At 40.1% G+C, this 12,430-nt stretch carries 12 protein-coding genes; 1 reads left to right on the top strand and 11 read right to left on the bottom strand.

Annotation, left to right across the window (positions count from 1 at the left end; all coding sequences use genetic code 11):
• Positions 1-28: 28 nt before the first annotated feature.
• From AC6I3O_RS03660 to rfaE2, 3 genes are read right to left on the bottom strand one after another with little or no spacing between them, the layout of a single operon-like run.
• Positions 29-631, bottom strand: a complete 603-nt coding sequence (locus tag AC6I3O_RS03660; protein WP_497849770.1) for a D-glycero-alpha-D-manno-heptose-1,7-bisphosphate 7-phosphatase — start codon at positions 629-631, stop codon at positions 29-31.
• 17 nt (positions 632-648) lie between these two features.
• Positions 649-1,248: a D-sedoheptulose-7-phosphate isomerase gene (locus AC6I3O_RS03655; RefSeq protein WP_497849769.1), complete on the bottom strand. Its 600-nt coding sequence runs from the start codon at positions 1,246-1,248 to the stop codon at positions 649-651.
• Between the two features lie 19 nt (positions 1,249-1,267).
• On the bottom strand, positions 1,268-1,951 hold the full coding sequence (rfaE2, locus tag AC6I3O_RS03650) for a D-glycero-beta-D-manno-heptose 1-phosphate adenylyltransferase (protein ID WP_497849768.1): 684 nt from the start codon (positions 1,949-1,951) through the stop codon (positions 1,268-1,270).
• A 222-nt stretch (positions 1,952-2,173) separates the two neighbouring features.
• On the opposite strand from rfaE2, the gene AC6I3O_RS03645 reads away from it, so the two are divergent.
• Positions 2,174-3,361: a Pycsar system effector family protein gene (locus tag AC6I3O_RS03645; protein ID WP_497849767.1), complete on the top strand. Its 1,188-nt coding sequence runs from the start codon at positions 2,174-2,176 to the stop codon at positions 3,359-3,361.
• Between the two features lie 142 nt (positions 3,362-3,503).
• Here the strand turns inward: AC6I3O_RS03645 and AC6I3O_RS03640 are convergent, their stop codons facing one another.
• From AC6I3O_RS03640 to AC6I3O_RS03605, 8 genes are all read right to left on the bottom strand, one after another.
• A complete protein-coding gene (locus AC6I3O_RS03640) occupies positions 3,504-4,571 on the bottom strand; it encodes a polysaccharide biosynthesis protein (protein WP_497853414.1) in 1,068 nt (355 codons plus the stop codon).
• A 67-nt stretch (positions 4,572-4,638) separates the two neighbouring features.
• On the bottom strand, positions 4,639-5,661 hold the full coding sequence (locus AC6I3O_RS03635) for an NAD-dependent epimerase/dehydratase family protein (protein WP_497849766.1): 1,023 nt from the start codon (positions 5,659-5,661) through the stop codon (positions 4,639-4,641).
• A 13-nt stretch (positions 5,662-5,674) separates the two neighbouring features.
• Positions 5,675-6,406, bottom strand: coding sequence for an IspD/TarI family cytidylyltransferase (locus tag AC6I3O_RS03630; protein ID WP_497849765.1), 732 nt, complete (start codon positions 6,404-6,406; stop codon positions 5,675-5,677).
• Between the two features lie 40 nt (positions 6,407-6,446).
• Positions 6,447-7,415: a polysaccharide pyruvyl transferase family protein gene (locus AC6I3O_RS03625; RefSeq protein ID WP_497849764.1), complete on the bottom strand. Its 969-nt coding sequence runs from the start codon at positions 7,413-7,415 to the stop codon at positions 6,447-6,449.
• Positions 7,412-8,476: a polysaccharide pyruvyl transferase family protein gene (locus AC6I3O_RS03620; RefSeq protein WP_497849763.1), complete on the bottom strand. Its 1,065-nt coding sequence runs from the start codon at positions 8,474-8,476 to the stop codon at positions 7,412-7,414. Before AC6I3O_RS03620 ends, AC6I3O_RS03625 begins: the two co-directional genes overlap by 4 nt.
• Positions 8,477-8,511: 35 nt before the next feature.
• Positions 8,512-9,681 (bottom strand): CDP-glycerol glycerophosphotransferase family protein, encoded by a 1,170-nt coding sequence (locus AC6I3O_RS03615; RefSeq protein ID WP_497849762.1) that lies wholly within the window; start codon positions 9,679-9,681, stop codon positions 8,512-8,514.
• 2 nt (positions 9,682-9,683) lie between these two features.
• Entirely contained in the window at positions 9,684-11,198 is a 1,515-nt protein-coding gene (locus AC6I3O_RS03610) for a lipopolysaccharide biosynthesis protein (protein WP_497849761.1), read from the bottom strand.
• A gap of 20 nt (positions 11,199-11,218) precedes the next feature.
• Entirely contained in the window at positions 11,219-12,424 is a 1,206-nt protein-coding gene (locus AC6I3O_RS03605; RefSeq protein WP_497849760.1) for a glycosyltransferase family 39 protein, read from the bottom strand.
• Positions 12,425-12,430: the final 6 nt, after the last annotated feature.

Here is a 12,430-nt window from a genome sequence, read left to right as displayed (position 1 = left end):
CCGAGACTTATAATATCCTTTGCCGCTTCTAGCAGACTGCCAACCGTCTTGACCCTTCTCTCCCTCGAAACATCTGCCTCAAAGAAGCCGCCTTCACACCGACTATACGCCAAGCCACATGACATTCCGTCTGACAGCTCACTCGATAAATGTCTCTCCGGATGGCTGCCTGATATTCCCACCAGATAACCCCGGCATGTTTTTTTTCACAGATTGCAAGATCACGAAGCTTATCTCCTATGGCGAAACTCTGCGAAAAGTCAATGTCATGCTCTTTGGCTGCACGGATAAAAAGCCCGATTTCCGGTTTCCTGCAAGGACAGATACATCTGTATTCAGGAATCTTCCCCTCTGGATGGTGCGGGCAATAATAGGAGCCTGCAACTGAAATACCTGACTTGCGAAATTTTTCAAACATATAATGCTCCAGCTCCCGATATTCCCGCTCCGTGAAATAGCCTCTGGCAATGCCCGACTGGTTCGTGATAATAACCAGCAGATATCCTGCATCCTGAAGCATTTTAAGCCCCTGCAATGCCCCTGGCAGGAACTCAAAGTCCTCGATTTTACAGACATACCCGACATCTTCGTTTATCGTACCATCCCGGTCTAAAAAAACTGCCTTTTCCATATCCAGCGCCTTCCGTATTACAACATCCGTTCCACAAGGTCACACACCGTATGGATGATGCAGATGTGGCATTCCTGCACCCGTGCCGTAACATCACTTGGGACCACAATCGGATAATCCACCAAACCTGCGATCTTACCTCCTGTTTTCCCTAATAGCCCCACAGTCTTGCCAGAGAGTTCCTTCGCCTTCACAACCGCCCTGTATATATTTTCAGAATTTCCGCTCGTGCTGATTCCAATCAAAATATCCTCCGGGTTCATATAAGCCTCGACACTTCGTTCAAATACCCTCCCATAGCCATAATCGTTTGCGATTGACGTCACAGACGCCACGTCCGCATTCAACGCAATGGCAGGAAACCCTCTCCGCTCCTTTTGGAACCTCCCTACGATTTCCCCGCAAAAATGAAGGGCGTCGGATGCCGAGCCGCCATTTCCGCAAACCAGTATTTTTCCCCCGTTTTTCAATGATTCCGCAATCTCCTCGGATATCTTCGCGACAGCATTCAGAATTCCTTCATCCTGCGCCACCCTTTTTTTCAAGGACGCGCTGTCTGCCAAGGCAGCTCTGACAACTTTCTCCTGAAATACAGATGTATTATGAATTATGTACATTTTCAGCCACCTTCCGTCTTTACCTGACTTTATCAATCATATTTGTTGTAGATCTTCCTTCCAACAGCGGGATAAGCACCACCTTGCCTCCGTTTTCTTTCACAAAATCTGCTCCTGCCACGGCTTTGTCTTCGTAGTCCCCGCCCTTTACCAACACGTCCGGCTTCACAGCATGAATCAAGTTTTCTGGCGTGTCCTCGTCAAAGACGACCACATAAGATACACATTCCAATGCCGCAAGTACTGCCGTCCGGTCTTCTGCTTTATTGACCGGCCTCGCAGAACCTTTCAGCCGTTTTACGGACGGATCGCTGTTTACCCCAACTATCAGGATATCCCCATACTCTGCCGCTTTCTGCAAATACATCGTGTGCCCTGCATGTAAGATATCAAAGCAGCCGTTCGTAAAAACAATTTTGCCTTCTCGTTTTTCCCCATGCGCCCGTCCAAGTTCCACCATCAGTTCTGGAACCGTCACGACTTTGCCCTTCCTGCCCTTCCATGCCGTCTGCCCCATTCCCAGACATCTTTCCACCTCTCCAAGAGAAACCGTGGCCGTGCCTGCCTTACTGACCTTAATTCCACCTGCCACATTAGCAATTCTAGCAGCCTCTAAAATCTCCATTCCATTGGCGGCACATGCCGCGACATATGCAATGACCGTATCCCCGGCGCCACTGACGTCAAACACTTCCTGCCCCACGCAAGGGATAAAATCAGCAGTCTCTCTGATGGATTTTCAGCTGCCAAACTGATTCCTTATGAAGAACATGAAAAGAAGGGAGGTAAAAAAAGAAATAATCTTGAAAGCAGATATGAATACTATGATGCGGAGGAGATAGCGGAGTATCCTGACGACAGACATAAGCATGCCGTGATTTCTTTGGACAAGTCAGGGAAAACTGGGGCCGGGACTAAAGAGTTTATGACAGCGACCATCGATCCTGGGACGTCGGAATACCATATTCGCCTGAAGACAGACAATAAGCACACAGTTCGCAGAGACGGCAGTAAAGTACACATAAGAATGCCTGCAGTGGAAGCGCTTAGAGAAGAGCCGTATTATGGCTACAATATTGAGGGTATCATGGATGAGCTTGAGAAGAGAAACTGGCGGGGTTTATCCCTTTTTTCTGACTTCATGGTAGATGGAAATGCCGTATGGATTCCATCTCTTAACATAGACGGGCGTTTTGAAGGATTTGATTATCCTTCTAACAATTACGTGATTGACAGGATTGAACCAGACGCAACTCTGTTGAAGCCCTACATAGAATGGACAAGCGACACCTTACAGCTGTCGCCTCTGCTTGTTTTCACTGATTTAGATGAAGAAGCCCAAAAGTCAAAGCAAAATATCATAAGCGCTATCTTGATTGCGATATCTGGGATTTTGATATCCAATTTTGTGTCGGAATCGATAAAGGAGAATTCAGAAAGTATGTCAAAAAGAAAATACAGCAAACGAAAAGGCGGCGGTGCGTCAAAAAATCATGCCGTGGGAAAGGGCGCACAGTCTCAAAGCAAAGCACATTCCCCTACGGAAATAATTACAGTTGGTACAGAAATATCAGATAATAAGCAGCCGCAAAGCATGGATATGAGACTAAACTTTTTGAATGCTGCCATTACAGATATTTCAGGACACATGAAGCATAGTGATAACAATGTCTGCATCTTTATATTGGCACACAGCGTGATAATTACAGGACTGACCTCGTCTGTATTGAAGATTCAAACTATTTTTAGAGAGAATTTTTTGCAATGGGAGCGTATAGTCTTTTGGATTACGATATTAGTATTTGCGATTTTTACAATGTTTTTCTATGTGTATAGTGTCCGGACTCTGTTATCGCGCAAAGACAGAGATAGTGATATGGTATTGTCATTATGGCATATCAACCATCCTGAAGATGAATATTCTTCCGAGAAATATTTGAAAGATTTCAGAGAGACTTCGGATAAGTCCCTTATTGATAATATGGCACTGCGGTTGTACAAGCTGAATGAAATCAATTTTGTAAAGATGAGATATGCCAATAAGACAATTCAATGTTTTTTGGGAGTACTTGCAGCATTTGTTATATTGCTTGCAGAGCTGATTTTCTTATAACATTATAGTTTGTGAACTCCCATCCTGTCCGCTTTCCCTCTCGTAATTTGGACAGGAGGGGAGTGTTTTCGATGCTTCTCAAGCAGGCTAAAAAGTAGTACATTCATCAACAACACTTATAGTTCCAATAGCTAACAGACACTTAAACCTCAACTGTATGAATCCGCCCTTCCAGTTCTTCCTTCACATAATTCGTTGCCATAATCTTAGCAGCCACGCCATCCACATCAAGCCTTGCAGTGTTATGGCTGGTATACGCTTCATCAGCTTCCGTAGTCACCTGTCCCTCAACGTAGAACTTATCGTAATTCAAGGAGCGCCCATCAGGAGAGATTCTAAAATAATGGCCCATATCAGCAGAACGGAGCCTTTCTTCTCTGGTCATCAGAGTCTCATATAATTTTTCTCCATGACGAGTCCCAATAATTTTCTTCTCCGTTTCGCCGAACACTTTCATCACACCATCGGCAAGGTCGCCGATCGTAGAGGCATCCGCTTTCTGAATAAATAAGTCTCCGGGTTCGGCATGCTCAAATGCGAACGCCACCAGATCCACAGCTTCATCTAAGTTCATAAGGAAACGCGTCATATTCGGATCCGTGATGGTAATCGGAGCTTTCCGCTTAATCTGATCAATGAATAGCGGGATAACGGACCCACGGCTGCACATGACATTGCCATACCGGGTACAGGCTAAGACCGTGCCGCCGCGCTCGTATGCTTTCTGCGCCCTTGCGGCGACAATCTTCTCACCGATAGCTTTTGTCATTCCCATGGAGTTGATCGGATACGCAGCCTTATCCGTACTCAGAAATACAACCCGTTCAATCTTATTTTCGACCGCCGCCGTTATCACATTATCGGTACCGATGACATTAGTCCGCACTGCCTCCATCGGGAAGAACTCACAGGACGGGACTTCTTTCAACGCCGCAGCATGGAATACATAATCTGCACCGTACATGACGTCCCGCACAGAATTGATATTCCTGACATCCCCCACGTAGAATGATACCTTACCGGCATACTCCGGATAATCAGCCTGTAATGTATGGCGCATTGTGTCTTGTTTCTTTTCGTCACGAGAGATAATTCTTATCTCACCTATATCGGTTGCCAGAAAATGCTTCAGCACTGTGCTTCCGAAACTGCCTGTGCCTCCTGTGATAACAAGAGTCTTTCCTCTGAAGGCCTCTGTAATAGTTTGCATTTTCTCCTCTCTTTCCACAGCCGCAGTATGGCTGTCATATTCATTCACAGACAGTAGAATCTGCCGTTTAAGAAACAAAAGATTCTAACGTCCACTTAAACATCGTCTCAATATTTGTCACAGGTTTCCATCCCAATTCCTGCACTTTACCTGTATCCAGAATAGCAAGTTTGAAAGGTAAATACTGTAGCTTAGCGTCCTCAGAAGCAAATCTAACCTTACAAGTACTATCCGGAACTAATGTAACCATCATCTGCGCCAGGTCGCGGATACTTATCAAATTATTCTCATTGGCAACATTGTAAAGTTCATCTCCACCCTTATCCATGATTAGGAACATAGCGTTTACTGCGTCTGCAACATATGTATAGGTTCTCATCGCTCCGCCATCTGAATGAAGGACAATATCTTGATTCTTCAGAACGCAGTCCATAAACTCAGCAAATCCCCGGCCATCGTCAAGAGCAACACCCGGACCAAGCGTATGGCAGAGACGAACCCCGCAATAAGAAATTCCGTACTGCTGCTTATATGATGCCAGCATTGTTTCGCAAAGCCTTTTGGCTTCAGGGTAGCAAGCTCTGGAGTTAAGATGGCGCATGGTGCCCATATCAGTCTCTCTAATCTTTTCATCACTCTTCCACTCACCATAGGTTTCGACGGTAGATACATAGAATACCCTCTTCGTTTGATGCGTTCTGGCACACTCCATAACATTATGCGTACCATTAACATGAGCCCAAATGGTATCTACAGGCGTGTCGTAATCTTTCGGAGCTGCAGGTCCCGCTGTGTGAAAGATATAGTCGATCTTTTCATTGTACCCAATTGAAGTATTTACATCCTGATAGAGGAATTCCACATTTGGAAGATCCAGCAGATTATCAAAGACTTCTCTCGCCTTCTCCTCACTTCTTGCCAGACCCAATATTCTCATATTTAGATTGTACTTCAAATCAACATCTGCCAGCGTCTCCATAATATATCTGCCGAGACGCCCCGTTGCTCCGGTAATAAGAACTGCGCAGTTAAGATACATTCTCCAATTGACTGCGCAATTCGTGATAATATCCAAATCTCTTTTTTCCATGAAACTAACCTCCTTAATTAATTCCAAAAACATACCGATTTTCTTCAAGTTTCAGCATTGCTTTCAGGATATAGTAATCTTCCGGGGTGGTCACTTTAAGATTATTGTTATTTTCTTTAATAATATGGATATTGTTCCCAAGATATGTAAACACAAGCGCTGAGTCAAGCAGAGGCATAGGTGTGTCTTTGCCTCCAATATCATTATACGCTTTTGTCAGCACGTTAAGCTGAAACGACTGAGGGGCTGTGAGGCTGTATGTATCATCACGTTTTTTGAAATCACCAAACTCCGCCTCATCGTTGCCTGTTATCACAACAGACTCAATGACAGGCCTAACCGTCATTGCACTGCCATATTTCTTTGCTACCCTGACATTCTCACTCAGGATACTTTCCTGGATAAGCGGTCTCACGCCATCATGAATGACAATAATGTCATCACTTAATGCACCTTTAGACTGAATATACTTAATTCCGTTCAATACACTATCCTGCCGGTCTTTGCCGCCCGAAATTACGGCTTTAATCTTCTTGAGTGCATATCTCTGAACCATCAATTCCATATATTCTTTCCAGGAAGAATGACATACGATAATGACTTCATCAATATCTTCACAATACTCAAATTTTTGCAATGTATAGATGATGATAGGTTTCCCAAATACTTCCAGGAACTGTTTTGGCATTCCTGTCCTTCTCATCCTTTGTCCAACGCCCCCGGCAAGAATTAAACCGTAATTCATAGGCAATTTATTCTCCTTCCAATCTTATTTCTGCTTTATTTTAATAAAATTGCGACAGCCAGTTGTCCAGCAGCTCATAGTCCATCCTGACGTTAGTTTCAAATCTACTGTTGATCTTATCTTCCAATTCCTCAATATCGTCTCTTTCAATTATATTAAAATTGTTTACTTTGCTCATATTCCTTGCACGATTGTCGATATTGACAATCAACGACCTTACCTTATGCTGCATAGCAAAAACACCGCCATGAAGTCTGGTTCCAACATACTCAATGTTGCCGGAATCAAGGACATCCCCATACTCCGACAATGAAGACCCAACAATTTTAATTCCTTCAATATTCCTCATGCCCAAAAAATATTCCATGTCCCAAATTGTCTGATCGTAGAAAAATACTTCTTTATAATTCTTTTGTAAAATATCAATTAATTTTTGATCTCTTTTCGGATCCCTCTGAACGCCTGTCAAAGTAAAAATAACTCTATCAGATTTCTCACATGGAATCTGCAAGCAATGCTCTGGAGTAAGGGACCACAGAGTAGGACACCCGGTAACTACCGCTCGAAATCCCATACTTTCAAGCATATCTTTGGTTTCAACATCCCTTGTGCTATGAACATATTGGCGTGATAAAACTTTTTTGTAAATTGCTTTCGTATATACGTCGATGTTATGATGAAGCACTGAATTGCCAACGCCTACCAAGACAGAATCCGCCATCGGCGAACAATTCCAAAGATTTATGTTTAAGTCATTAACGGGCCTTAATAATGTCTTCGCGAGCAGATTCGTTCCGCATATGAATTTTATATCTGCGTTTCTTACCCACTTTGCTTTCCACCATATTTTTGTTTGAAACCAACTAAAAGGGGTTATATGTGTTGGAATATTAACAACATAATTTCCTTTAAGAACCGGCGCAAGCCCCTTCGCTGCCGATTGCATAATAATGTCGTCGCCTTTATTTGTGGTTCCAACTGCCACATCAAATAAAATAATGTTCTTCATGCTGCCGCCTCCTGATTGACCGTTTTCTCATTTCCGTTCAATCGAGAAAGGGCAAATTTACAGAATATTACTATTACATAATACCCCCCCCCCCCAAATTGATTTATCCATTTATCAATTTTTTCTCGTTCAAGAATTATATTAGTCCCAAATTCACTATTGATCATGCTTTCTACCTTATCTATTTTCTTCCTCTCAACGCAATTTATATTATTATTTAATTTAATATTGCGTGCTCTATGGTCAATCGCAATAATAATGGCTCTTTTTCTATGATGCATGGCAAAAATGCCGCCATGTAATCTTGTTCCTACATAATCGACATCATGGTTAGCAAGAAAATCTGAATACACATTCAGATCGCCGGAAACAATATTGATACCCCTTATATTTTCAAACCCATTTAAATAATCTAAATCAAAAATTGTTTGCGGCCAGAAATAGACCTTCTTATAATTTCTTCTAATTATATTAATGAATTTTTGGTCATTAATATGGTCTTTCCCCGTTCCGCTTAGCGTAAAAATGACCGAGTCACTTTTATTTGCAGGGATTGTTGAACAAAACTCTTCATCAAGGTTCCATAGAGTTGGACATCCTGTAACTATAGCTTTATAACCAAGTTGTTCTAAAAATACTTTCGTTTCCTCATCCCGGGTCGAGTGTACATAATCATGTGACAGTACTTTGGAATAAAGCATCTTCGTATATAAGTTAATATTTTTAATGTTCTCAAACGCACAGCCACATCCGCAGGCAACCGTACCTGCCAACGGGCTGCAGTTAAAGATATTAATATTCCACAAACACAAAGGATGGAGCATATTCTTCCATAAAAGATCTGTACCGATAACAAGCTTTATATCTGCATTTTTAACGAGGTTAGCCTTTTCCCATGTTCGTGATGAAATGGCTGTAAATGCTTTCGTATGAGTTGGATATCGAAGCTTATAATAATTCCCCAGTAATTTTTTTAAGTTTGCCTCTGCAGATCTGACAATAATTTCATCTCCCATATTGTTTGAAGCAATAGATGTATCGAAAATAACTGCTGTTTTCATATTTACCTCCAATCTACCGTAATGATGCAGTAACTTCATTCTTCTAATTTTCTAAGAATCCAATCAAAACACTTCTTGCATGCTTCGGAATTTTCATAGCTGCCAAGTTTATTGTTTAGATCCCGAATACCATGAATAATCTGCGATTCATCAAACTCGTTTATTTTATCTATTATCTCACCATTACTCTTTATCATCACATAAGGCCACTCATATGGATTCATGAAGAATCCCCTATCGTCATCATATTTATCAAGGTCTGGGACATAGATTATGATTGGCTTTTCCATAAGGCCAAAATCCCACATACACGAAGAATAATCCGAAATTAGTATATCCGAAATATAAATTAATTCTTGCATGTCCGGGTATTGTGAAACATCATAATATTCGCCGGAAAGAAAGGAATCTTTTATAGCGTGATGTGCCCTGAAAAGAAAGACAACAGGGGCGTCATACTTCTTTTCTAAAGCCTGCTTTATCAATTCGATATTAAGCGGCTCTGAGCCAAAATAAAGTTTTCCATTTTCTGATACCCCTCTATATGTAGGCGCATACAGCACCACTTTTGCTTGCGGAGCAATTTTCGCTCCGATGTATCTTTCAACATTAGAAATAAACTCGGGGTGGTTTTGGAACAACACTTCGTTTCTTGGCATCCCGCACTTTATTGTATCACCATAAAACAGAAAAGAGTCTTGAACCACCGTCTTTTTAAAATATTCAGAGCTTAAAACATAAGCGCTGATATTTCTGCCAGGCACTGTATTCAGCCATTTTACATACTCATTCGCACCAGGCGAGGTCATACTAACCGTTTTATAGACGCCGCCTCCATGCCAAGTATTAATTAACAACTGCTCTTTTCTTATTGGAATAAAAGATTCTATTCCATCATTTATTATTATCACTTGTGACGTTAAAATTGTGTAATAATAGTGCAAACTCTTATTTCTGACCTTTTTTATTGACTCAGGTAAATCAATAAAATCAATAACGTCTTTATTGAACACCCATATTTGAGAAATATCCGGACAATTTCTCTGAATATATTGACTTAAATATTTAGGATTGTCATTGTATTTGGTTCCGCAATAACTAATAAAAACCCATTGTCTTTTTTGAATGGGGAAAATATAATAAATCTTCATCAAAAGTGTCAGACACTTTATACACACTATCTTAATTCTCTCTATTCCTGTCATAATTATATTCTCCCAATCAAAATCGATTTATCTTCCTGAGTAATAAGTGTCTTATAAAATATAAGGGTATATATTATCGTATAAATAAATATTTTTATTATGAGTACTCCGATTCTTTCCGTAATGCAGAAACGAAAATTTATAAACATTCCCAAAAGCAGCAGCGTGATTGATATTGCTCCGGATTTCGCAATGACAGAAACGTAGAACTTCCTAATGTCTAACTTGATGGCTTTACTGTAATATATATTCATAATTACAACATTTCCAAAAACCAAAAACAAAGCCGTGACAAGTACGCATCCTAATCCTCCAAGGATATGGCACATCGGGATTGACAGGCCTACATTCAGTACGGCTAAAGCCACATAAAGATATGCCCTAAATTTTTGCTTATTACATGCCCTTAAAATGCTTAGGCAAATTGATTGAGAAAGCGGAATTAATAACGCAGCCATGGGAACCAGAGCCAAAATATATACATCTTCATATCCGTTTCCAGCCCAAATTCTTACAAATTCCTGTCCGAAAATAATAAAACCTGTCAATATCAAAGAAGCAATAAAAAACTGTATTTTTGATATGCTAATAAAGATTCTATTTACCAGCATATTATGATCGTTATCCTGACAGTCCATTATTTTTGTTAATCTAGGCAGAAATATTCCATGAATAACAGATGCAAATGCACGATATTGTGAGACAATCAGGCTTGCAGTGCCATAAACAGCTACTTCTACGGTACCTTTAACCGCGCCTAAGATCATCGAGTCAGTACTCCAGTAAAGCTCGTCTACAACAATATTCAGGAGCATTAAAAATGAGTAGCTAAATAACTCCCTTATTATCTGTATATCAAATCCATGATATTTTATCCTTATATGATATCTGTATCTTCCGCAAAGGTAATACGACAAAAGCAATACGAAAGACATACAAAGCTGAATAAAATATATCCAATAGACTCTAGGCTCAATTGAAATCACCAGAATCGTTATAATGGGTAATATAAGCGTGCGGAGCAACAGCAATAGCTTTACAGCCAGGAACCTTTCAATCGCCTGCAATATTGAACTATAAAAATTAGACCATATAACAAACACTGCATTCAAAAGCAGAAGCAAGTATATCTGCTTCACTTGCTGTAACTCTGCAATTGAAAGTCCTTTATTATAAATGTTATCTATAAAAAAATAGAAAACCGAACCCAAAATCAATGTAGCAGTACCAATTGCAATATACACATTCCTTGCAATGGCCAAAAAATTTTCTTTTGCTTCCTCAGTTCCCGAAGAATCATACTTAGCATAATACCTGGTGACAGTGCCGCTCATTCCCAAATCCAGCACAGTTAAAAAAGCCATAAAAGAACCCATCAATTGGTAAATTCCATATTCACTTGTAGATAGTTTATTTATCAGTACAGGAACATACCCTATACCAATTATAGCGCTTACCAAATATTGCAAATATGACAAGATGATACCTACGCTAATTTGATTTTTCCTTTGGCTCATTGCTATGAATCAACCTCTTCCTAAAAGTAAAGCACACATGCTATGCCTAATATTATAGAAGCAAGGCCAATCGCCTGTTTAAAACTTCTATTTTCCCTATTCCAATAATAAGAAAAATGCATATATGAAATTGGGAGCAAGCAGAAATAATGCCGATATATCATAGTAGACATGATAAGCGTCGAAAAATAGAAAAACATAGTTCCCCAGTAAAAAACCATATCCGTTTTCTTTTTTATCATTTGAACAACATTGCCCAAAACAATCGGGATTGCAATAACATTGATCCGTGCAATCATTCCATACCATGTCTTAATACTTACATTAAAGTCGACCGGGAGCAATGCAACAATTGCATATGAAAACGGAAGTTTTATTACATCAAGTGGAGAACTTATTGCCATATATCGCATTATTCTGCTTCCGCTGTAATTACGTCCGCCCAAATAAGAACCCAGCTTGTATATAACCTTTCCCAGCAGAGCAGACCCTCCTACCATCAAAACAAACGCCAACATTATTATGATGGATATTGTTTTAAAATTAAGTCGATTCCGTCTGAAACTGTCAATGATTACATACAAACCAATAAATGCTATCATCATCATATCAAGACCAGACCTTGTAAAATGAATAACTGTGATATGCAAAGCTATGATTATGTAATCTTTAACAGAACATTTGTTTTCCTTATACTTCCAGACAAAGTTGAAAAAGTACAATAATATCATCATTACAAATTGATCTTTAAAGGGAAAGCAGCAGAATACAACAGGGTATGGCATATAGGCCAACAGCCCTGCGGCTTTTACCGCGCTCTCATTATCATATAATCTCTCTGTAAGGTCATATAGTAATCCAATGGATATTCCTGCATATAAGATATTTAACAGCCGAATGATATATTCTCCACGGAATATCTTCATTAAGATGCAGTTATATATAAACCAAAAATTTTCATTGTTTATGGAAACATATTGCCTTACACTAGCGGCAGCATCTGCAAATGCATTATAATCCCACAATGAAGAGGACTGTTCTACATAGTATTTTGCGCATTGGATGTATTTAAAGTCATCATGCACCGTATCTTCTGGCATGAAGTATAGTCCAAATTCTTCAGCCATAGCATAAATCAATAACAGCAATACCAATCTAATTATGACGCCTCTATAGACCAATGCCCGTTTTTTATCAGCACACCCAATAGGTATTCTTAAAATCATAATTAT

The organism is Sporofaciens sp. St.21A7 (assembly GCF_059728535.1).
This window is presented reverse-complemented; position numbering and strand designations above follow the sequence as displayed.

What these genes read in the sequence shown, in the direction of transcription:
- AC6I3O_RS03660 (WP_497849770.1), bottom strand. Translation starts at nt 631, where the DNA reads ATGGAAAAGGCAGTTTTTTTAGACCGGGATGGTACGATAAACGAAGAT.
- AC6I3O_RS03655 (WP_497849769.1), bottom strand. Translation starts at nt 1,248, where the DNA reads ATGTACATAATTCATAATACATCTGTATTTCAGGAGAAAGTTGTCAGA.
- AC6I3O_RS03645 (WP_497849767.1), top strand. Translation starts at nt 2,174, where the DNA reads ATGACAGCGACCATCGATCCTGGGACGTCGGAATACCATATTCGCCTG.
- AC6I3O_RS03640 (WP_497853414.1), bottom strand. Translation starts at nt 4,571, where the DNA reads ATGCAAACTATTACAGAGGCCTTCAGAGGAAAGACTCTTGTTATCACA.
- AC6I3O_RS03635 (WP_497849766.1), bottom strand. Translation starts at nt 5,661, where the DNA reads ATGGAAAAAAGAGATTTGGATATTATCACGAATTGCGCAGTCAATTGG.
- AC6I3O_RS03630 (WP_497849765.1), bottom strand. Translation starts at nt 6,406, where the DNA reads ATGAATTACGGTTTAATTCTTGCCGGGGGCGTTGGACAAAGGATGAGA.
- AC6I3O_RS03625 (WP_497849764.1), bottom strand. Translation starts at nt 7,415, where the DNA reads ATGAAGAACATTATTTTATTTGATGTGGCAGTTGGAACCACAAATAAA.
- AC6I3O_RS03620 (WP_497849763.1), bottom strand. Translation starts at nt 8,476, where the DNA reads ATGAAAACAGCAGTTATTTTCGATACATCTATTGCTTCAAACAATATG.
- AC6I3O_RS03615 (WP_497849762.1), bottom strand. Translation starts at nt 9,681, where the DNA reads ATGACAGGAATAGAGAGAATTAAGATAGTGTGTATAAAGTGTCTGACA.
- AC6I3O_RS03610 (WP_497849761.1), bottom strand. Translation starts at nt 11,198, where the DNA reads ATGAGCCAAAGGAAAAATCAAATTAGCGTAGGTATCATCTTGTCATAT.
- AC6I3O_RS03605 (WP_497849760.1), bottom strand. Translation starts at nt 12,424, where the DNA reads ATGATTTTAAGAATACCTATTGGGTGTGCTGATAAAAAACGGGCATTG.